We start from the raw sequence: 21,795 nt of genomic DNA, 5'->3' as shown, positions 1-21,795 counted from the left end.
GGGCACTGCATATCAGCGACGAAGCTTGCGGAGCGTGCCGGATGTGCAGGCAGGGGCGCTCCGGGCCGAATGAAACAATGTCTTTGAATGAGGAAACGCGACATGCCCGAGCAAGGCAAATTTCTCAAGAAGCTCAGCCTGACTGACCTTACCTTCATCGGGCTGGGGTCCATTTTTGGCTCCGGCTGGCTGTTTGCCGCGAGCTACGTGGCGGCCTCGGCCGGCCCCGCCGGCATGATCTCCTGGCTGATCGGTGGCGCCGCCGTGCTGCTGCTCGGGTTGGTGTACTGCGAACTTGGTGCCGCGTTGCCGCGGGCGGGGGGCGTGGTGCGTTACCCGGTGTTCTCCCACGGCCCCTTGCTTGGCTATTTGATGGGGCTGATGACGGTGATCGCGTTTTCCAGCCTGATCGCCATCGAGACGACGGCCGCCCGCCAATACGCCTCGGCCTGGTTTCCGCAGCTGACCCAGGCAGGTTCCGATGCCCCGACCTTGCTTGGCTGGCTGGTGCAGCTGGCGATCCTGGTGTTGTTCTTCCTGCTGAATTATTTCAGCGTGAAGACCTTTGCCCGGGCGAACAACATCATCAGCATTTTCAAGTTCGTGGTGCCGGCGCTGGTCATCGTCGTGTTGCTGTCGGCGTTCAACCCGGACAACCTGCACGTGCATGGCTTCGCGCCATTCGGCGCCCAGGGCATCGAAGCGGCGGTCGCCGCGGGCGGCATCATCTTCGCCTATCTCGGCCTCACCCCGATCATCTCGGTGGCGAGTGAAGTGCACAACCCGCAGCGGACGATCCCGATCGCGCTCATCCTGTCGGTGATCCTCTCGACGATCATCTACCTGTTGCTGCAGGTCGCCTTCCTGGGCAGCATCCCGGCCGACATGCTGGGCAACGGCTGGGTCGGCATCGACAAGCTGTTCTCGCTGCCGTTCCATGACATTGCGCTGGCCCTGGGCATTGGCTGGCTTGGCATCCTGGTGGTTTCCGATGCGGTGATTTCGCCCACCGGCTGCGGCAACATCTACATGAATGCGACGCCGCGCGTCATCTACGGCTGGGCCCGGGGCGGCACGTTCTTCAAGCTGTTCACCGGCATCGACGCCAAATCCGGCATTCCACGCGCGGCGCTATGGCTGACCTTGGGGCTGTCAATCTTCTGGACCCTGCCATTTCCGTCCTGGGGCGCGATGATCCGCGTCGTGTCGGCAGCGCTGGTATTGAGCTACGCCACAGCGCCGCTCACCGTGGCGGCCTTGCGGCGTACCGCACCCGACATGCCCCGGCCGTTCGTGGCCCCGGCGCTCGGTGTGCTCGGGCCGCTGTCATTCGTCATTGCCGCATTGATTGTCTATTGGTCCGACTGGGCGACGCTGTCATGGTTGATGGCCTTGCAGATCGTGCTGGTCATCGTCTACGTCGGCTACAAGTGGGTGTCGCCGTCGCGCCGCGCCGAGCTGGGGCAGGAACTCTATTCGGCATCGTGGCTGATCGGGTTCTACATCCTGATCTTCGTCATTTCCTATCTGGGCACATTCGGTGGCCGCGGCATCATTGGCCATCCATGGGACTCGCTGGTCGTCGTGGCCATTGCCCTGGTGACCTACTACTGGGGCGCAAACACCGGCCTGCCAGCATCCAAGCTCAACCTGGGCACGGGCGACGACGACTAGCAACGGGCGCCAGCAAAAGAACGCGTTCGAGAGGGGACGTGGTCAATCAAGTCGCTGCTTGATTGGCCACGTCCCTTTTTTGTTTGCCCGTCTTCACGTCGTGTAGACGTCTAAATGAACTGTGCGTATTTCCGCATCGATGCCGCGGAGATTGCACAAGACCCACCTTCGGGATGGTGGGATCGTAAGCAAAGGGATGCCTTTTCGTAATGTCAGGGCGGCTGCACACGCGGGTCGACCTTGGCGTGAACAACCTGTTCAACAAGCGACCTCCGATCCTGTATGTGAACGATACCAACAATGCGAATGCGCTTGCTGGAGTATTTGATTATCTGGGGCGTTATTACTGGGCAAGGGTGACGGTAAGTTCCTAATATTTTGGTATATGCAATGCCGAGCAACTGCGCAGCAAGTGTTGCGCGGTTGCTTGTGCGTCCCTGTGAATTATCCAGATTGACTTGGATGTCACACGATCAATGACTTTCGGCACTGGTCGCGATATTCCCCTGTCAATAGTTTCCAGTGGCGGAAAGCGCAACACCCGTCCCGTATCGGAGTTATTTCTTGGGGGAGTCTTTCATGAAGCTCAATAGCCTCAGCATCGCCATTGGCGCCTTGGTCTGGTGCGGCGCCACCGCCTTGGCGGCCATGCCGGCCGGGCCTGCCCCCGGCACGAACGGCGACAATTCCAGCTCACCCGATGGCCGCCTGGTCCAGCGCCTGATGACGCCGATGTCGTCGGTCACGCACGGCACGGTGAGCGTCGAGGGCAAGTCCATCAGTTATGACGCCGTCGCCGGCACCCTGGTGGTCGATGGCACCGGCAACGACGAATCCAAGCCCGAAGTGGCGATCGGCTACTTCGCCTATTTCAAGCAGGGCGCCGATGCCTCCAAGCGGCCCATCACCTTCATCTACAACGGCGGCCCGGGTTCCTCGACGATGTGGCTGCACATGGGGGCCTGGGGACCCAAGCGCGTGGTCACCAATGACGACACGCATACGCCAGCAGCGCCCTACCAGGTGGTCAACAACGACTTCAGCCTGCTCGACGCCAGCGACCTGGTGTTCATCGACATGCCGGGCACCGGCTTTGGCCGCCTGCTGCCGCAGGGCGCCGACGACGCAGCCCGGGCAAAGAGCCACAAGGATCTGGCGAGGAAGATCTGGGGCGTGGACGGGGATGGCCAGGCGTTCTCCCGCTTCATCACGCAATTCCTGACCCAGCACAACCGCTGGAATTCTCCAAAGTACCTGTATGGTGAAAGCTACGGCACGACGCGTTCGGCCGTGCTCGCCTATATCCTCGAGCATCAGGACCTGGTTGACCTGAACGGGGTGATCCTGCAGTCGCAGATCCTGAACTTCGGCACCAGCGTCGACGGAGCCGATCGCGATCCCGGCAACGACCTGCCGTACGTACTGACCCTGCCGACCTATGCGGCGACGGCGTGGTATCACCACAAATTACCCAAGTACGACGGCGGCAGCCTGCGGGTGGTCATCGACGCGGCCATCAAGTTTGCCAAGGGTGACTATCAACAGGCGTTGTTTGCCGGCTCGATGCTCAGTGCGCAGCGCAAGCAGCAGATTGCGCAAGGCCTGCATGACCTGACCGGACTTTCTGTCGCCTACCTGCTGAAGGCAAATTTGCGCGTGACCGGCGGCATGTTCTATCAGGAACTGCAGAACGATGCTGGCCTCACCACTGGCCGCCTCGATTCGCGCTTTTCTGCCCCGAGCATGGATCTGCTCAGCAAGACCGCCCAGGTCGATCCGCAGTCGGCGGCCATCAGTTCGGCCTACGTTGCCGCGGCCAACCATTACATACGCACGGAACTCAAGTTTGGCCAGGACCTCAAGTATCGCCCCTGGGTACGCGGAGCCGATGACTTCCAATGGGATTCCAGCCACAAGCAGCCTGGTTCGAATTTCCCGTCCCGCAGTGCGCTCAATGTCATGCCGGATCTCGCTGCCGCCATGAAATACAACCCCGACCTGAAAGTCATGTTGAACGAGGGTTTCTACGATATTGCCACGCCGTTCTACAACGCGACCTACGAGGAGGAACACCTGCAGATACCTGATTCATTGCGATCGAATATCAGCTATGCCTATTACCCATCCGGCCACATGATTTATTCCCATCTTCCTTCATTGAAGGCGCTGCATGACAACGTGGCCAAGTTCATCGAGGAAAGCAGCAATATGAAGCGCTGATGGTGGCGTCCAGGGGACGTCATTGAGTTTCGGTCTTGGTTGCCGCCCCGCGGCGGCCAGTGTGAAAAATCAACGGGGAGTATCATGAATAACGGAATCAGCAAGTTGTCATTGGCAGTCGGCATGGCGCTGTCGCTCGGTGCGGCCGCGGCCATGGTGCCGACCCCGGCCAACGCGCAGGATGCGGCGCAGTCCGCGCCAGCGCAGGGCGCGGACGTCGCCGCTGCCCAGGCGACGACCCTGAAGTCGGTGGTGGTCACCGGCTCGCGCATCCGGCAGGTCGACCTGCAAAACCAGCAACCGATCATCAGCATCGACCGACAGCAAATCGCGAGCACCGGCAAGATCAGCGTCAACGATGTTCTCGACCAGCTCAACTTCATCCAAACGTCGCCTTCCGCCAACCGGCAAACGACGCAGGGAGGGACTTCCGCGTCCTACGCGGACATGCGCGGCCTGGGCCCCCAACGCGTGTTGGTCTTGGTCAATGGCCACCGCTGGATGACCAACAACAGTGGCATGACGGATCTCTCGACCATCCCCTCTGCCGTCATTGACCACATCGAAGTGCTGAAAGACGGCGCCTCGGCGGTGTATGGGTCCGACGCGGTGAGCGGCGTGATCAACATTATTACGCGGCAGAATTTCGAAGGATTTGAAGCCGATGGTTCCGTCGGCGCCAACGAGGCTGGCGACGGCGTCAATCAGAAATACAGCATCACGATGGGCTCCGGACCCTCGGACAAGGGCTCGATCATGATGAACCTCTCGTATGACAAGCAGGGCATCATGTGGGACAAGACCCGGGCGCTGACGCGCACCCCCGACGGCCCACGACATCCGACCACCTCATTCTACGGGGTTGGCCCCAAAGGGAGCTTCACCGACAGCACGGGCACCTATGTCCTCAATGCCCCGGGCCTGGATACGACCGATCTTGCCAATTATCACTTGGTGAACTCATCGAAGCGGCCATTGGCGGACCAATACAACCTGAATCTGGTCAAGCCCTTCCGGACGCCACGCGAGACAAAATCCGCCTACATCCAAGGGCAATACAATTTTACGGACAACATCTCGTTTACAAGCACCACCATGTATGTGGAGAAGCGTAATTTCAACCAGATGGCTGGATTCCCATCGCAGTCGCACTTCTTCAACCTGTCGGACGGCCTCTTGTCGAAGGACAGCATATATAACCCGGTGGATCAGGATGTCGCGGTAGGGGTCAACTTCATCAACCATCCACGAACGGTCACGGGCATCAGCAAGTCCGAGCAGGAGATTGCCGGGGTTCAGGGCTTTTTCACCCTGAACAGCCACGATTGGAATTGGGACGTAGGGTTGAATTACAGCAAGACCAGCAGCGTCTCCAACACGATGAACAATTTGAATTATGGATACATGGCGAATGCCATGGGGCCGTCCTATTACGATGCCGCCGGCAATCCGACCTGCGGCGTGCCCGGGAGCCCGGTAGCCAACTGCATTCCATTGAACTACCTGGCGGGTGACCAGGCGATCATCGCTACGCCCGCGCTGGAGGACAAGGTCTTCATCATCTCCCAGGACAACGTAACCAACAAGGAGATGGCATACAGCGCCAACATCACCGGGGGATTGTTCAATATCCCGACAGGGGGTGAGGTCGCTGTCGCAGCCGGAGTGGATCACCGCAGCCTGACTGGGTACGACGTACCAGATGCCTATACGCAGTCGGGGCTTTCGAGCAATAACGTGGCCGCCGGAACCCGCGGTGGATACGTCGTCAATTCGGCTTACGCGGAATTGTCACTTCCCGTGCTCAAGGATTTCGTGGGCGCGAAATTGCTGTCTTTCGACCTAGCAAGCCGGTACTCGCACTACAGCAATTTCGGCGGTACCACCAACAGCAAATTCAGTGTCGAATACAAGCCAATTGACGACTTGATGATACGCATGAATTATGCGCAGGCCTTCAGGGCGCCAACGATCAACGATATAGATCAGGGTGTCGGTCAAGGGTTTGGAAGTTTCACCGACCCGTGTGATGCCGTTTATGGTGCGAACGTATACGGCGCAAATGTGCATGGTGCATGCGTCGCGGCGTTGGGCGCCGCCGGTTACCCCAATCCAGCCGGTTTCCGCCAACAAAACAATACGGGCGGGGCCATTGCGGCACCGAATCAGCAGACGAAGAACCCCTTCTACAGCGGTGGTACACCCGGTTTGCAGCCGGAGACCGCCATTGACAAGACGCTGGGCCTGGTCTACAGCCCGAGTTACATTCCCGGGCTTGGGCTGACCCTCGATTGGTACCAGATAAAATTGAGCGACATCATCAGCCCGGTGACGGCGAATGACGTGCTGCAGGAGTGCTATCAAGGGGTGCAGTCTTTCTGCAATCGTTTCGAGCGGGATTCTCAAGGCCAGGTGTTGAATCTGCATACGGGTCAGGCGAATCGGGGTACGGCGAACGTCAAAGGCTACGATTTTGGCTTGGCCTACAACCTCCCGGATTTTGGGATGGGTCAATTCCAGTTCTCTTCCGACGTTGCCTACACTGACAAATGGCAGGCTCAGGCAGTTGCCGGCGCTCGCATTGACAACCGGGTTGGGCGGGCAACGAGCGCCGGGTACTTTTGGCGCATACGCAGCACGACGGCCTTGAACTGGAAGTTGGGCAGCTTCGGCGCCACATGGAGGACGCGCTATTTTTCGAGCCTCACCGAAGGCTGCTTCTGGGGGAAGACGACCGAATGCAACATGCCCAACCATATCGATCCGTTCAATGGGGTTTTTCCATCGAACCGTGTCGGAGCGGTTGCTTTCAACGACGTGAGCGTCAACTGGCAAGCGCCGTGGAATGCCCGCGTGACCGCCGGCGTCAACAACGTTTTTGGCCGCAAGCCGCCGATTGAATACCAGCGGCCGACCGGCAGCCCTCCGGTCAATCCGGCTTATGACATAGATCGGTACTACTTCGTGAGCTACGTCCAGAAGTTCTAGGCGCCATTCCCATTCCCAGTTATCCGGCCGGCCGTGGTTGCCTGTGGCGGCGTTGTGGCAACCACTGCTGGGCCAGCGAATTACGGAGGCAGCACGATGAGCAAGCGCGGACTCGCGTCCATGGTGGCGATGCTTTGCCTGGGTTTCGCGTCGAGCGGAACTTATGCTTACGCCACACCAGACAAGCCGGACAAGCCGGTGGTAAAAGCCGATGCGGCAACGACCCGCACGCCGGATTCGGTGACCAAGGGCAACGTCACCGTCGGTGGCCAGCGGATCGACTACACCGCCACAGCCGGCACGATCATCCTGAAGAACGAAGAGGGCAAACCCACCGGCAGCATGTTCTACGTCGCCTATGTAAAAGACGGCGTCAAGGACGCGAGCAAGCGGCCGGTGACGTTCTTCTACAACGGTGGCCCTGGGTCCTCGACCATCTGGCTGCACATGGGGGCGTTCGGCCCGCAACGCGTGGTTACCGACGACCATACCCATACCCCGGCAGGGCCGTATCAACTGGTGAACAACGAGTACAGCCTGCTCGACGCCACCGATGAGGTCTTCATCGACATGATGAGCACGGGCTACAGCCGCATCCTCGACAAGGACAAGGGTGGCGTCGGCAAGTGGCAGGATTTCTACGGCGTCGACCCCGATGCGCATGCGTTTGCCCAGTTCATCCAGCGCTATCTCAACCTCAACAGCCGCGCCATGTCGCCCAAGTACCTGTACGGCGAGAGCTACGGGACCTTGCGTTCGGAGGTGCTGGCGAACTATCTGCAGCAGGAGGACGACATCGACCTGAACGGCGTGGTGCTGCAGTCGGCCTACATGGGCGCGGCCATTCCGTTCGGGTCCGACATCCAGTACGCAACCAACCTGCCGTCGATGGCGGCGGATGCCTGGTATCACCACAAGATCCCGAATGCGCCGGCCACGCTGCAGCCGTTCCTGGCCCAGGTCGAGGACTTTGCCATGGGCGAGTACACCTTGGCCCTGGGCAAGGGCAACAAGCTGGGCGCAGACCAGCGCAATGCGATCCTGCAGAAGCTGCATGCGTACACCGGCCTGGATGTGGCTTATCTCGACAAGGCCAATCTACGCGTGACGCCGAGTGAGTTTTTCCACCAGCTGTTGAATGACCAGGGCCAAACTGTAGGCCGGCTGGACGGACGTTTTGCGCAGGCGTCGATGGATTTGATGAGCCAGAACATGCAATACGACACGCAGGCGGCGTCCGTCAGCTCCTCGTACATGGCCGGCTTCAATCACTATGCACACAACGTGCTCAAGTACGGTCGGGACGAGATTTACCGGCCGGAGGCGTACGGCATCGTGCACGCCCATCCCTGGTCACAGGACGACGAGAACCTGAACAGCAGAGGCAGGCCACGGCCGGTCAATGGAGCGATCAATCTCGCCCAGGCCATGAAGTTCAATCCCAACCTGCGGGTCGAAGTGGAAAGCGGCTATTACGACTTTGCCACGCCTTATTACGGCATGGAATACAGCGTTGCGCACATGGATTTGCCGGCGAACCTGCAGCCGAACATCCAATTCAAATACTATGAATCCGGGCACATGATCTACGTGCGTATTCCCGATTTGAAGGAGTTGCACGCCAACGTGGCCAACTTCATCCGCAGCACGGATAACCTGCAATAAGTAAGGTGGGGGTAAAGCGGAAGGAACCAATTAAGTTGCGACTTAATTGGTCCCGTCCGCTTTATGTCCTCCCTTTACGTCCTTTATCTTGACTTGTGCGGCGCACAAACGTAGTATTCGGCGGCTATGGTGACCAACCTGCCCGATTCGGTCGACGCATGGCGCATGGCTTCGAGCCGGCGTTCGTTCTCTGGGCGCCTGCCGGTCAGGGAGCTCGACCGCTTGGCCGAGGCCCTGGCGGATACCTCGGGCGAGGTTGGTTACGCGCTGGACTTCGGTTGCGACGAGCAGCGGGTGTGTTACGTGGACGTTCGTGCTGACGCGGCCCTGCAGGTGACTTGCCAGCGCTCGCTGCAGCCGTTTGCCCTGCCGCTGGCAGTGAACACGCGGCTTGGCATGATCAGACATGAACACGAAGAAGCAGGGTTGCCGCCGAACTATGAGCCGCTGCTGGTACCATCTGACGGCTTGATCCGGCCTGCCGATCTCATCGAGGATGAGTTGCTCCTGGCCATGCCGCTGGTGGCGATCAATCCCGACGGCAGCCTGGAGCCGATGGCGGACGCCAGTTTATCCGTCGCTCGCCCAGCAGAGGAAAGCCCATTTGCAGCACTGCGCGGGCTGAGAAAATCGAACCGTAGCTAGTACGAAGACGAACAAGCAGGGACGGCCCGCGGCAAACGGCGGGTTGCCTATAAACAGAATCAACCGGACTTTGCTGGAGAACCGCCATGGCAGTTGCCAAGAGCCGCCGAACCCCATCCACCCGCGGCATGCGCCGTGCACACGACGTGCTGCAACCCGTGCAGTTGTCCACCGACCCCACCAGTGGCGAGGTGCACGTACGTCACCACGTCACCAAGGATGGGTATTATCGGGGCAAGAAATTGATCCAGCCGAAGGCCGCGGTCACGGTCGACGACTGAGCCGGCCCTCGGGAACGCGGCGGTTTTATGTCGCGATCCCGGCTGGCGACGATTGACGCGCTTCGGGCGGACGAAGCAGGCAGGCGGCGCGACCACGCGCCGCTTTGCGTTCGCGCGAGCACGGGTCAACAGCCGCATGGTACAAAGGCGGTCGCCGGTTCATAACCGGGTCCTCACGGGTGGGTAGCTGAATGTCGCAGATTTACGCTCGTATCGTGGCTACCGGCAGTGCCTTGCCGGATCGGGTGGTGAGCAACCACGATCTGGAAAAGCTCGTGGACACCAGCGACGAGTGGATTCGTACACGCACCGGTATCCGCGAGCGGCACATTGTCGCCGATGGGCAGACCACGGGTGATCTCGCCTTCCTGGCAGCGCAACGCGCGCTTGAGGCTGCCGGGGTCGAGGCCTCCGAGCTCGACCTGATCGTGCTTGGCACGACCACCCCGGACATCGTGTTCCCATCGACGGCCTGCCTGGTGCAACAGCGCCTTGGCGCCAACGGCTGCGCAGCGTTCGACGTCAATGCCGCGTGCTCTGGTTTCATGTATGGGTTGGGTATTGCCGATAAGTTCATCCGCAGCGGGCAGTCGAAAAAGGTGCTCGTGATCGGCGCCGAGACGCTGACCCGGATGGTCGATTGGACCGAACGCGAGACTTGCGTGTTGTTTGGCGATGGTGCCGGCGCCGTGGTGCTGGAGGCAGCGAATGATCCAGGTATCTACGCCACTTGCCTGCATGCCGATGGCGGCTACAAACACTTGTTGTACGCCCCCGTCGGCGTGTCGGTCGGTTTCAACGACGAGCCGAACCATGGTGTACGCATCCACATGTCCGGTCGGGAAGTGTTCAAGGTGGCAGTGAAGACGCTCGATGCCCTGGTTGGCGAGACTCTGGCTGCTGCCGGCATGCAGGAATCGCAGATCGATTGGCTGATCCCGCACCAGGCCAACTTGCGCATCATCGAGGCGACGGCCAAGCGCCTGAACATGCCCATGGAGAGGGTGGTGGTGACCGTGGACCAGCATGCCAACACCTCATCCGGCTCGGTGCCGCTGGCGCTGGATTACGCCGTGCGCTCGGGCAAGGTGCAGCGTGGCCAGAACCTGCTGCTGGAGGCCTTTGGCGGCGGGTTTACCTGGGCTTCGGCGTTGTTGCGCTACTGATTGGCGCAAGGCCGGAGGGTTTTGCGGGCGATCGGCGCACCCTGCGCTCCCGCCCGGTCCGCAAGACTCCAAAGGGATTGTTTGGCCTGCCGGCCGGCGTCGCATCCGCGGGTGATGGCGATGTCCCCGGCACCATGATGGGTATGCCATGAACAAGACACGATCGACGCTGGCGTTCGTTTTTCCGGGCCAGGGTTCGCAATCCCTGGGTATGCTGGCCGAGCTGGCAGCGGCCCATGGCGAGGTGGCGCAAACCTTCGCCGAAGCCTCCGCTGGAGCCGGTACCGACCTGTGGGCACTGGCCCAACAGGGGCCGCTGGAGGAACTCAATCGAACCGAACACACCCAGCCGGCCCTGCTTGCCGCCGGCGTCGCGGTGTGGCGGGTGTGGGAAAAGCTCGGCGGCGCGCAACCGGCGCAGCTCTCCGGGCACAGCCTGGGTGAATACAGTGCCTTGGTTTGTGCCGGCGCCCTGTCGCTGCACGATGGTGCGGCCCTGGTTGCCGAGCGCGGCCGCCTCATGCAAGCGGCAGTGCCCGAAGGTGTAGGCGCCATGGCGGCCATCATTGGCGGCGACGACGCGCAGGTCGCCGCCGTGTGCGCGGAGCTGGCACAGGGCCAGGTCGTGGCCCCGGCCAATTTCAATTCGCCTGGGCAACTGGTCATCTCCGGCCATGCCGAGGCGGTCGATCGTGTCTTGGCCGCGCTGGCCGGAATGGGTGTAAAGCGGGCAATCAAGCTGCCGGTTTCGGTACCCTCGCATTGCGCGCTGATGCGCGAGGCGGCCGATCGCCTTGGGGAGCGCATGGCCGCCTGCCAGTGGCAGGTGCCGGCGATCCCGGTCATCCAGAATGCCGACGCACGCAGCTATGCGACCGTCGCGGAAGTTTGTCGCGCGCTGCAGCGCCAGTTGTACCAGCCGGTGCGCTGGACCGAGTGCGTGCATGCGCTTGCCGCCGGAGGTGCGACCGAAGCGGCCGAGTGCGGCCCAGGCAAGGTATTGAGCGGCCTGATCAAGCGCATCGACGGGCGCCTCGTCACGCACGCCCTTGCCGCGCCGGCCGGGATGGACGCCGCGCTGGCGGAATGGGTATGAGCCCTGCGGTATCCTTTGGGTTCGATCGCGCCGACCCGTGCCTCGGGGCGGGCGCGCCGACCGCGTGGCGCCAAGAGAGGAGACGTTCGTGAGCAGGAGTCTGCAGGGAGAAATTGCCCTGGTGACCGGTGCCAGCCGCGGCATTGGCGCGGCCATTGCCGATCACCTGGCGGCATCGGGTGCGATCGTGGTCGGCACCGCGACCACCGAGGCGGGCGCAACATCGGTCGACGTGCGCCTGTCGCCGTACGAAGGCTGCGGTCGGGTCTTGGACGTGACCGACGGCCCCGGGGTCGAGGCGCTGGTCGATGCCGTCGGCAAGGAGTTCGGCCCTGTCTCGATCTTGGTGAACAATGCGGGCATCACCCGCGACCAGCTCCTTCTGCGCATGCGCGAGGAGGACTGGAACCTCATCCTGGACACCAACTTGTCCTCGGTGTACCGCCTGTCCAAGGCCGTGCTGCGGGGCATGATGAAGGCTCGCAAGGGACGCATCATCTCGATCGCCTCCGTGGTCGGTTTGATCGGCAACCCTGGCCAGGCCAACTATGCCGCGGCCAAGGCCGGCATCATCGCCTTTTCCAAGTCCCTCGCCCGCGAGATTGGCGCGCGCGGGATCACCGTGAACGTAGTGGCCCCGGGCTTCATCGACACACAGATGACCGAGGCGCTGCCCGAGGAGTCGCGCCGTGCGCTGCTGGCGCAGATTGCACTTGGCCGGCTCGGCACGCCGGCCGATGTCGCCGAAGCGGTGGGCTTTCTCGCTTCGCCCGCGGCGGCCTATATCACCGGCGAGACGCTGCACGTGAACGGCGGCATGTACATGCCCTGACGGGCGGTGGTGCCGAAGGAGTCGCGCGCGCGGCGGTTTTGCAGGATAATTGATTCTTCGTGCTGGTCGAGATGACCAGAGTCCGGGTTCCCTCGGCAGACATGGCGGCCTTGCGGCTTAGTCATTACAATGCGCCGGCGTTTTGCTACGCACATGCGGGCAGGGCAAACCACTACTCCGTGAGAGGTATTGGCAACATGAGCACCATCGAAGAGCGGGTCAAGAAAATCGTCGTCGAGCAATTGGGCGTGAAGGAAGATGAGGTCACGGCGAACGCTTCGTTTGTGGACGACCTGGGTGCGGATTCGCTGGATACGGTGGAGCTGGTGATGGCGCTCGAGGAAGAGTTCGAGACCGAGATCCCGGACGAGGACGCCGAGAAGATCACCACCGTGCAGCAGGCGGTCGACTACATCAAGGCGCACGCCAAGAGCTGATCAGGCTTGGCTGGGCGGCGTACGCCGAAACCTCGACCTGCGTCCAGCCCCCGGCCGCCATCCGGTACTGTCGAATGCTGCGCCGACCTGGCGCAGTTTTCGTTTGTGAATTTCACGACGTTCGAACCCGTACGGCTGGTACGCTCAGGAGAGCATCCTGCAGCCGGCCGTGCGCCAGCATGATGTCCGCAGAGGCTGGCGTTGCCGGGACGGATTTCAAGAAGGACATGTGCAGTATGAGCAAACGACGCGTGGTGGTCACCGGGATGGGTGTGATCTCGCCAGTCGGCAACGATGTTGCCACCGCCTGGAAGCAGGTCCTGGAGGGCGTCAGCGGGATCGGGCCGGTCACCCACTTCGATGCTTCCGCGTACGCCACGCGGATTGCCGGCCAGGTGCGGGATTTCGACCCGGCCGAGTGGATGGCGCCGAAAGACATCAAGAAGATGGATCCGTTCATCCACTACGGCGTCGCGGCAGGCACCCAGGCGATACGCGATTCGGGCCTGACGGTGACCGACGCCAACGCAGAGCGCATCGGCGTGGCGGTGGGGGCGGGTATTGGCGGCCTGCACACGATCGAGGCCACGGCGCTTGAACTTGCCGCCAAGGGGCCGCGCCGGGTGTCGCCGTTCTTCGTGCCAAGCTCGATCATCAACATGGTGTCTGGCCAGTTGTCGATCATGTTCGGCCTGAAGGGGCCAAATATCGCTTGCGTCACGGCCTGTGCCACGGCCACGCACAACATCGGCCTGGCCATGCGCATGATCCAGTACGGCGATGCCGACGTGATGCTGGCCGGTGGCGCCGAATTCGCCACCACCGGCACGGCCATGGCGGGGTTTTGCTCGGCCAAGGCCATGTCCACCCGCAACGACGACCCAACCCATGCCAGCCGTCCGTGGGACCGTGATCGCGATGGCTTCGTCCTTTCCGATGGCGCCGGCGTGCTCGTGCTCGAGGAGTACGAGATGGCCAAGGCGCGTGGCGCACACATCCACGCGGAGCTGGTCGGGTTTGGCATGAGTGGCGACGCCTACCACGTCACCGCGCCCAGCACCGGCGGCGACGGTGCCGCGCTGTGCATGCGCAACACCTTGCACGATGCCGGACTCAACCCGGCCGACGTGCAGTACGTGAATGCGCATGGTACGTCCACGCAACTGGGCGACCTCGGCGAAGTGTTGGCAGTGAAAAAAGTCTTCGGCGAGCATGCCTACAAGCTGGCAATGAGCTCGACCAAGTCGACCACCGGCCACCTGCTTGGTGCGGCCGGAGGCATCGAGGCCATCTTCAGCATCCTGGCCTTGCGCGACCAGTTGATGCCGCCGACCACGAACCTTGAGGTGCCAGGCGAAGGCTGCGATCTGGATTTCGTCGCCAATACGGCCCGGGAAGCCAAGCTCGATGTCGTACTCTCCAATTCGTTCGGGTTTGGCGGCACGAACGGCAGCCTGGCCTTTCGCCGCCTTTGAGGTGACTGCCGCCCACGCTCCCCGGGCGGGTGTTCCGACGGAGGAGTGGCGATGAGGCTTGTCCGCTGGCGTGGGATGACGTGGGGTAGGGTGTCGCCCTGGCGCCTACTGCTGGTGCTCGTCGTCCTGGCGCTGGCGGGCGCGATGGCGTGGACCTGGCATGACTTCAATCGCTTCGGCGATGCACCGCTGCAAGTCAGCGCGCAGGAGCACAGCCTGGACGTCGCGCGCGGCAGCAGCCTGCGCAGCATCGTCGGGCAATTGCGCCAGCGCGGGGTGACCCCCGCCAGTCCCTGGTACTGGCGTATCCTGGCGGCGCGGATGCAGGTGGCTGGCAAGCTCCGCGCCGGCGAGTACGCGCTGAGTCCTGGGCTCACGCCGCGCCAACTGCTGGCGAATATGGCCACGGGCAAAGTCATCCAGCACGATTTCACCATCGTCGATGGCTGGACCTTCGGCGAACTGCGCCAGGCTCTTGCGGCGGCGCCGCTGCTGCACCATGACAGCGCCGGGCTCGATGCGGCCGAAATCATGCGTCGCATCGGTGCGCCTGATGACGCGCCGGAAGGCCGCTTCCTGCCGGAAACCTACGCCTACGTGAAGGGCGACAGCGATCTGGACTTGCTCGAGCGGGCGCACCTGGCGATGGCCAGGACCTTGGCGGCGATGTGGTCGACGCGCGATCCGGGACTGCCGCTCGCCACGCCCTACGAGGCGCTGATCCTGGCCTCCATCGTCGAGCGCGAGACCGGTCGCGCCGACGAGCGGGCGCGCATTGCCGGCGTGTTCGTGCGTCGCCTGGACAAGCACATGATGCTGCAGACCGATCCCACGGTGATCTATGGCATGGGCAGCAGCTATGCCGGTAACCTGAGCAAGATCGACCTCACCACCGATACGCCGTTCAATACCTATACGCGACCCGGGCTCCCGCCGACGCCGATTGCCTTGCCGGGCAAGCCGGCCCTGCAGGCCGCCTTGCATCCCGCATCGGGCAGCGCGTTGTATTTTGTCGCGCGTGGGGATGGCAGCCATGTATTTTCGGACACGCTGGAAGAACACAATCGAAACGTGCAGTGCTATCAACTCAAGCGGTGTCGGTAGGCCGGTGCACGGCTGCCGTGGTCTTGCGCAGGTGTGTCGTCAATGAGTCCTGAGCGCGGCAAGTTCATCAGTGTCGAAGGCGGCGAGGGCGCCGGCAAAAGCACTTTGCTTGGTGGCCTGCGTGCAGCCATCGAGCGGCATGGCGTGGTCGTGGTGCAAACCCGCGAACCCGGCGGCACGGCGTTGGGGGAGTGCGTGCGCGGACTGGTCCTGGATCCAGCGCTGCGCGGTATCGACGCGCAGGCCGAGTTGCTGCTCATGTTTGCATCCCGCGCGCAGTTGCTCCGGGAGGTGATCCGCCCGGCGCTGGAAGCGGGGCACTGGGTACTGAGCGATCGCTTCACCGATGCGAGCTATGCCTACCAGGGCGGTGGCCGCGACCAGCCCGTGGCGTTTATCGCCGACCTGGAGCGCTGGATCTGTGCCGGCTTGCAGCCAGATTTGACCCTCTTGCTGGATGTGCCGGTGGCCGTCGGGCGCGGGCGCGTCGCCGTACGCGGCGGTTCCGATCGCATCGAGGTGGAGGCCGACGCCTTTTTTGAGCGCGTGCGCACCACATATCGGGATCGCGCGGCGGCAGAACCGCAGCGGTTTCGCGTGTTCGATGCCAGCCAACCGCCCGCGGCGGTCTTGCAGGCGGCGTCTGCCGCGGTGCTGGCCCTGCTTGGCGCGGGGGTGACATGAACCTGCCACCCTGGCAGGCGTTGCAGTGGTCAAACCTGCAGGCCCGCCGCGATCGGGGCGCCTTGCCACATGCGCTGCTCCTGACTGGTCCCGAAGGGCTGGGCAAACGAGAATTCGCACGGGCCTTTGCCTGCGGCTTGCTGTGCGCGCAGCCGGTGGGAGGACACGCGTGCGGGCACTGCCGCAGTTGCCTGTTGCTCGCTGCAGGTACCCATCCCGATTGGCTGGTGCTCGGTCGTGGCGTACGCCGCGATGGCACGGCGCGCAGCGAGATCGTGATCGACCAGATTCGCGAGCTGGCTGCCAAGCTGGCCATGAGCAGCCAGTTTGGCGGGTGGCAGGTGGCCTGCATCGATCCCGCCGACGCCATGAACACGGCGGCCGCCAACGCGCTCTTGAAGACGCTCGAGGAGCCGTCGACGCAGACCCTGCTGATGCTGGTTGCCGATGCGCCGTGGCGGTTGCCGGCCACCATACGCAGCCGCTGCCAACGTATCGAATTCCACGTGCCGCAAACAGCGCAGGCGCTGGCTTGGTTGCGCGATGAACAGGCGGGCGAGGATGGTGTCCAAGCCTTGGCGGCAGCCGGAGGCAATCCAGGTCTGGCACGCGATTGGCTGCGCTCCGGGATGCTCGAGCAGCGCGCCACCGTGCGTGACGACCTGGCTGGACTCGCGGCCGGCCACAGCGATCCGGGTGCCGTCGCCAAGCGCTGGGTGGAACACGAACCGGCGCCATCGCTGTGGTTTGCGGCCCAGGCGGCGAGCGACGAGTTGCAGGCCCGCGCAGTCGGCAACCGGCCTCCGCTGGGCAGTGCCCTCGATGATGAGGGTTTGTGGCGCTGGCATATCGCCGCCAACCAGGCGCGCGAGGAATTGCGCGGACCGATACGCGCGGATTTGCTGATGCTCGACCTGCTTGCGCGCTGGCGGTGATGGAGCCGAACCCGTCGAACCCGGTGACATACACGGCACATACCCGGCTGCTGGTCATCGCCCCGCACCCGGACGATGAAACCCTCGGTGCCGGCATCCTGATCCAGCGCGTACGTGCGGCTGGCGGCCGAGTCGATATCGCATCGCTGACTGACGGCGACAACAATCCGTGGCCACAGCGCCTGCTGGAGCGGCGCCTGCGTGTTGGTGGTACGGGCCGCGCGCGCTGGGCGGCGCGGCGGCGGCAAGAAATGTCGCGCGCGCTGCGGGAGCTCGGGGTGCCGCCTGACGGCCTGCACGCATTGGGGTGGCCGGACCAGGGGCTGGCCCCGTTGCTGCTGCAACCAGGCAATGACCTGGTACCGGAAATCGCCGCTCTGATCGTTGCGCTGCGGCCCACCCTGGTGGTTCTACCGGCACTTGCCGATCGTCACCCTGACCATGGCACGGCGCACGTGCTGGTCCGGCTGGCGCTCGCCGCCATACCTCTGCAGCCGCTGTTGTGGGCCTACCTGGTGCATGGCCGCGAATTGCCTGGGCCGTCATTTACCGTCGACGGCAGCGCGGCGCAGCGCGCGGCCAAGCAGGCGGCGCTCGCCGCGCACGCCAGCCAGCTGGCGCTGGGTCGCAGGCGGCTGCAGCGCATGGCGGCGCGGCCCGAGCGCTTCGCGCCCGTCGCGACCGAGGTCGGCAGCGGCAGCGCCTTGCCCTGGTTGCCGCCATGCTGGCTGCGGCCCTGGCTGCGGCTGGACCTGGTGAGTCTGCATGGTGTACAGCGTTGGGCTTGGACGCGTGCACCGCTGCGCCGGGATGCCGCGCGCGGAATACTTGCCCTCGACCTGGCCCACCACGCCGACAGGGGGGGGCCACGCTTTGCCCGGCTCTCGCTGCCGCTGCGCTCGCCATGGATTTTCGACCATTGGGGTTGGGCCGGACTCGAGTGAGTCGGACTGCAGTCCGGCGTCGTACCATGGTTTGGCACGGCGTCCGGACCCTGCCGGTGACCGTGCTGCCGTCACGTGCTAGCTTGCATCTGCCGGCTCCGGCCCTCGTATCATGAAGCGCCTGCCGCAGGAGTAGCGATGAAACCGGTCCCCGCTCGACAAGGCATCATTTCACTCAAGCTCAAGGATGCCGCGGCGCTGTACAGCGCCTACATGCCGTTCCTCAAGAACGGGGGCTTGTTTGCGCCCACCGCGCAGCGCCATGCGTTGGGTGACGAGGTCGTCCTGCTGGTGACGCTGGCCGAGGAAGCCGAGCGGCTGTCGGTCGTCGGCACCGTGGTCTGGATCAGCCCGCCTGGTGCCCAAGGCAATCGGGCGGCTGGCGTCGGCATCCACTTCAATGCCTCTGACGACGCCGAGGCCGCCCGCAATCGCATCGAGCATATCCTTGCCGGCAGCCTGACCTCCGAGCGTCCGACACATACCATGTAGTGGCTGCGCGCGACGTAGTGCAAGTCATCCGCATCGCGCTCGTGTGGAGCTTCGTCTCATCCGTGCCCCTGTCGTCGTCGGCGCGCGCACTGGTACAATGACGCGATTGACAGGGTTGTTACCGGTCGCGCGATACGCTTCCGTTTGCCGGTCGCCGCGGCTAGAGATTTGCCGCTCACTAAAGAAATGACTGTCGTACGTGGTTTGCGGCGATTGATGCGCCTGTAGGGCGCGAGGTGGGGTGGTAGCGTGCTTGCCGAATACTGGCCTGTATTGTTGTTCATAGTGATTGCCGTCGGCGTCGGCGTGGCCTTGCTGGTATTTGGCTTGCTGGCCGGTCCGACCCGCCAGGACCCGGAAAAGCTGACCCCATACGAATGCGGCTTCGAGCCGTTCGAGGATGCGCGGGCCCGCTTCGACGTGCGTTACTACCTGCTGGCGATCCTGTTCATCATCTTCGACCTGGAAGTCGCGTTCCTGTTTCCGTGGGCCGTGGTGTTCAAGCAGATCGGCATGATTGCCATGATCGAGATGGGCTTGTTCCTGCTGTTGCTGATCCTGGGCTTTGCCTACGTGTGGAAGAAGGGGGCACTCGAATGGGAGTAAAGGAATCCATCAGCCGGGTGATGCACAACCCGGATCCCCTGAACCTGGTTGACGACATCCTGCTGCCGCCCGAGCAACCGGCCCCGCAGCGCGGTTTCGCCACGGCCCGCATGGACGAGCTGGTCAACTGGGCACGCACCGGTTCCATGTGGCCGATGACGTTCGGCCTGGCGTGCTGCGCGGTCGAGATGATGCATGCGGGTGCGGCGCGCCTGGATCTGGACCGCTACGGCGTAGTGTTCCGTCCGAGCCCGCGCCAGAGCGACGTGATGATCGTGGCCGGAACGCTGGTCAACAAGATGGCGCCGGCATTGCGCAAGGTCTACGACCAGATGCCGGAGCCGAAGTGGGTCATCTCGATGGGCAGCTGCGCAAACGGTGGCGGCTACTACCACTATTCCTACTCGGTGGTCCGCGGTTGCGACCGCATCGTGCCGGTGGACATCTACGTGCCTGGCTGCCCACCGACAGCCGAGGCGCTGATCCACGGCATTCTGCAATTGCAGAAGAAGATCCGCCGCACCCATACCATCGCGCGTTCCTAGGGAGCTGGCCATGTCCGACTCTGCTCCATCCTCGCTGGCCGAGCGTCTTGTTGCGCGGTTTGGGGAGACCGTCGCCGTGACCACGGTGCGCCGCGAGACGTTTGCCGAGCTGGCGCCGGCGGACCTGTTGCCAGTGGCGACGGCGTTGCGCGACGAAGCCGACTTCCGTTTCGGCGTGCTGATCGATGTCTGCGGCGTCGACTACCTGAGCTACGGCCAGGCCGAGTGGGCCGCAGAATCCTCGACCAGTACCGGCTTTTCCCGCGGCGTGCAAGGTCAGGCCTTGGGCCGCTTCGACTGGGCACGACGACCAGAGCGCGAGGGCGGGCCGCGGCGCTTCTTGGTGTCGATCCAGCTCCTGTCACTTGAGCTCAACCAGCGCCTGTGCCTGCATGTCTACTGCCCCGACAACACGCTGCCGATCGTCCCCTCGGTGACATCGGTCTGGGCCGGTGCCAACTGGTATGAGCGTGAGGTATTCGACCTGTACGGCATCATCTTCGATGGGCACCCGGACCTGCGCCGCATCCTCACCGACTACGGTTTCGTCGGCCATCCATTCCGCAAGGATTTTCCCCTGATCGGCAACGTCGAGGTGCGCTATGACCCACAGCAGAAGCGCGTGGTGTACGAGCCGGTGTCGATCGAACCGCGGGTCGGCGTGGCGCGGGTGATCCGCAACAACGCCGGGCTGCTGCAGGCGCGCGCCGAGGCGCAAGACGATTGGCGCAACAACTGAGGCCCCGCAAGTCATGCAGGAAATCCGCAACTACACGATGAACTTCGGCCCGCAGCATCCGGCCGCGCACGGTGTGCTGCGCCTGGTGCTGGAGATGGATGGCGAGACCGTGGTGCGCGCCGATCCGCATATCGGCCTGCTGCATCGGGGTACGGAAAAGCTGGCCGAGTCCAAGCCGTTCAACCAGTCCATCGGCTACATGGACCGGCTCGATTACGTCTCCATGATGTGCAACGAGCACGCCTATGTGCGGGCGATCGAGACCTTGCTTGGGATCGAGGCGCCAGAGCGTGCGCAGTACATCCGCACCATGTTTGACGAGATCACCCGCATCCTGAATCACCTGATGTGGCTGGGCTCCAACGGCCTGGACCTCGGCGCCATGGGCGTGTTCCTGTACACGTTTCGCGAGCGCGAGGAGCTGATGGACGTCTATGAGGCCGTGTCGGGCGCGCGCCTGCATGCGACCTACTACCGTCCTGGTGGCGTGTACCGCGACCTGCCGGACCACATGTCCAAGTACCACGAGTCGCCGTGGCACAAGGGCAAGGACCTCGCGCGCTTCAACAGCTGGCGCGAGGGCACGATGCTGGATTACCTCGACGCGTTCACCGCGGACTTCCCGCACAAGGTCGATGAATACGAGGAACTGCTCACCGAGAACCGCATCTGGAAGCAGCGCACGGTGGGCATTGGCGTCATCAGCCCGGAAGTCGCCCAGCAATGGAGCATGAGCGGGGTCATGCTGCGCGGCTCGGGGATCGAGTGGGACCTGCGCAAGAAGCAGCCGTACGCAAAATACGCGGAGATGGACTTTGACATTCCGGTCGGCACCCACGGCGATTGCTACGACCGCTACCTGGTGCGGGTGGCCGAGATGCGCCAGTCCAATCGCATCATCCGCCAGTGCGTGAAGTGGCTGCGGGAAAACCCCGGCCCGGTGATCGTGCGCAATTTCAAGGTCGCGCCGCCACCACGACAGGAAATGAAGGAAGACATGGAAGCCATGATCTATCACTTCAAGCTGTTCAGCGAAGGCTATTGCGTCCCCGCAGGTGAAACCTACGCCGCGGTCGAGGCGCCCAAGGGCGAGTTCGGCTGCTACCTGGTTTCCGACGGTGCGAACAAGCCGTTCCGGCTGCATTGCCGTGCGCCGGGGTTCGCCCACCTTTCATCCATGGACACGGTGGTCCGCGGGCACATGCTCGCCGACGTGGTGGCGATGATTGGCACCTACGACCTCGTGTTCGGCGAAGTCGACCGCTGA

20 protein-coding genes are annotated in these 21,795 nt (G+C 63.2%); all 20 read left to right on the top strand.

The window, feature by feature from the left end:
* The first annotated feature begins 102 nt into the window (after window positions 1-102).
* The 20 genes from AC3WJB_RS14385 to AC3WJB_RS14290 all read left to right on the top strand — a co-directional run bounded on the left by AC3WJB_RS14385 (window position 103) and on the right by AC3WJB_RS14290 (window position 21,795).
* Complete coding sequence (locus AC3WJB_RS14385) at window positions 103-1,674, top strand: APC family permease (RefSeq protein ID WP_492682704.1); 1,572 nt, start codon at window positions 103-105, stop codon at window positions 1,672-1,674.
* 579 nt (window positions 1,675-2,253) lie between these two features.
* Window positions 2,254-3,894 (top strand): S10 family peptidase, encoded by a 1,641-nt coding sequence (locus AC3WJB_RS14380; RefSeq protein ID WP_492682702.1) that lies wholly within the window; start codon window positions 2,254-2,256, stop codon window positions 3,892-3,894.
* A gap of 84 nt (window positions 3,895-3,978) precedes the next feature.
* Window positions 3,979-6,882 (top strand): TonB-dependent receptor plug domain-containing protein, encoded by a 2,904-nt coding sequence (locus tag AC3WJB_RS14375; protein WP_492682700.1) that lies wholly within the window; start codon window positions 3,979-3,981, stop codon window positions 6,880-6,882.
* Window positions 6,883-6,978: 96 nt separating this feature from the next.
* Window positions 6,979-8,547 (top strand): S10 family peptidase, encoded by a 1,569-nt coding sequence (locus tag AC3WJB_RS14370; RefSeq protein ID WP_492682698.1) that lies wholly within the window; start codon window positions 6,979-6,981, stop codon window positions 8,545-8,547.
* A gap of 222 nt (window positions 8,548-8,769) precedes the next feature.
* On the top strand, window positions 8,770-9,192 hold the full coding sequence (locus AC3WJB_RS14365; RefSeq protein WP_492682696.1) for a YceD family protein: 423 nt from the start codon (window positions 8,770-8,772) through the stop codon (window positions 9,190-9,192).
* A gap of 86 nt (window positions 9,193-9,278) precedes the next feature.
* Window positions 9,279-9,473, top strand: coding sequence for a 50S ribosomal protein L32 (gene rpmF / locus AC3WJB_RS14360; RefSeq protein ID WP_492682694.1), 195 nt, complete (start codon window positions 9,279-9,281; stop codon window positions 9,471-9,473).
* A 191-nt stretch (window positions 9,474-9,664) separates the two neighbouring features.
* Window positions 9,665-10,639: a beta-ketoacyl-ACP synthase III gene (locus AC3WJB_RS14355; protein WP_492682692.1), complete on the top strand. Its 975-nt coding sequence runs from the start codon at window positions 9,665-9,667 to the stop codon at window positions 10,637-10,639.
* A 148-nt stretch (window positions 10,640-10,787) separates the two neighbouring features.
* The gene (gene fabD, locus AC3WJB_RS14350) at window positions 10,788-11,735 is read left to right on the top strand and encodes an ACP S-malonyltransferase (RefSeq protein ID WP_492682690.1); all 948 of its coding nucleotides are present in this window, start codon (window positions 10,788-10,790) and stop codon (window positions 11,733-11,735) included.
* Between the two features lie 88 nt (window positions 11,736-11,823).
* The gene (gene fabG / locus AC3WJB_RS14345) at window positions 11,824-12,567 is read left to right on the top strand and encodes a 3-oxoacyl-ACP reductase FabG (RefSeq protein ID WP_492682688.1); all 744 of its coding nucleotides are present in this window, start codon (window positions 11,824-11,826) and stop codon (window positions 12,565-12,567) included.
* Window positions 12,568-12,764: 197 nt separating this feature from the next.
* A complete protein-coding gene (gene acpP, locus AC3WJB_RS14340; protein WP_492682686.1) occupies window positions 12,765-13,004 on the top strand; it encodes an acyl carrier protein in 240 nt (79 codons plus the stop codon).
* 236 nt (window positions 13,005-13,240) lie between these two features.
* A complete protein-coding gene (gene fabF, locus AC3WJB_RS14335; protein ID WP_492682684.1) occupies window positions 13,241-14,479 on the top strand; it encodes a beta-ketoacyl-ACP synthase II in 1,239 nt (412 codons plus the stop codon).
* Between the two features lie 51 nt (window positions 14,480-14,530).
* Window positions 14,531-15,583, top strand: a complete 1,053-nt coding sequence (gene mltG / locus AC3WJB_RS14330) for an endolytic transglycosylase MltG (protein WP_492682682.1) — start codon at window positions 14,531-14,533, stop codon at window positions 15,581-15,583.
* A 42-nt stretch (window positions 15,584-15,625) separates the two neighbouring features.
* Complete coding sequence (gene tmk / locus AC3WJB_RS14325) at window positions 15,626-16,267, top strand: dTMP kinase (protein ID WP_492682680.1); 642 nt, start codon at window positions 15,626-15,628, stop codon at window positions 16,265-16,267.
* A complete protein-coding gene (gene holB / locus AC3WJB_RS14320) occupies window positions 16,264-17,202 on the top strand; it encodes a DNA polymerase III subunit delta' (protein WP_492682678.1) in 939 nt (312 codons plus the stop codon). Before tmk ends, holB begins: the two co-directional genes overlap by 4 nt.
* A 23-nt stretch (window positions 17,203-17,225) precedes the next feature.
* Window positions 17,226-18,146: a PIG-L deacetylase family protein gene (locus AC3WJB_RS14315; RefSeq protein WP_492682676.1), complete on the top strand. Its 921-nt coding sequence runs from the start codon at window positions 17,226-17,228 to the stop codon at window positions 18,144-18,146.
* A gap of 138 nt (window positions 18,147-18,284) precedes the next feature.
* The gene (locus AC3WJB_RS14310) at window positions 18,285-18,638 is read left to right on the top strand and encodes a PilZ domain-containing protein (protein WP_492682674.1); all 354 of its coding nucleotides are present in this window, start codon (window positions 18,285-18,287) and stop codon (window positions 18,636-18,638) included.
* Between the two features lie 249 nt (window positions 18,639-18,887).
* On the top strand, window positions 18,888-19,244 hold the full coding sequence (locus tag AC3WJB_RS14305) for an NADH-quinone oxidoreductase subunit A (protein ID WP_492682672.1): 357 nt from the start codon (window positions 18,888-18,890) through the stop codon (window positions 19,242-19,244).
* The gene (locus tag AC3WJB_RS14300) at window positions 19,235-19,789 is read left to right on the top strand and encodes a NuoB/complex I 20 kDa subunit family protein (RefSeq protein WP_492682670.1); all 555 of its coding nucleotides are present in this window, start codon (window positions 19,235-19,237) and stop codon (window positions 19,787-19,789) included. The genes AC3WJB_RS14305 and AC3WJB_RS14300 overlap by 10 nt, the downstream gene beginning before the upstream one ends.
* 10 nt (window positions 19,790-19,799) lie before the next feature.
* Window positions 19,800-20,528: an NADH-quinone oxidoreductase subunit C gene (locus AC3WJB_RS14295; protein WP_492682668.1), complete on the top strand. Its 729-nt coding sequence runs from the start codon at window positions 19,800-19,802 to the stop codon at window positions 20,526-20,528.
* Window positions 20,529-20,541: 13 nt separating this feature from the next.
* Complete coding sequence (locus tag AC3WJB_RS14290) at window positions 20,542-21,795, top strand: NADH-quinone oxidoreductase subunit D (RefSeq protein ID WP_492682666.1); 1,254 nt, start codon at window positions 20,542-20,544, stop codon at window positions 21,793-21,795.

This window comes from Rhodanobacter sp. FW510-R10 (genome assembly GCF_058781105.1).
This window is presented reverse-complemented; position numbering and strand designations above follow the sequence as displayed.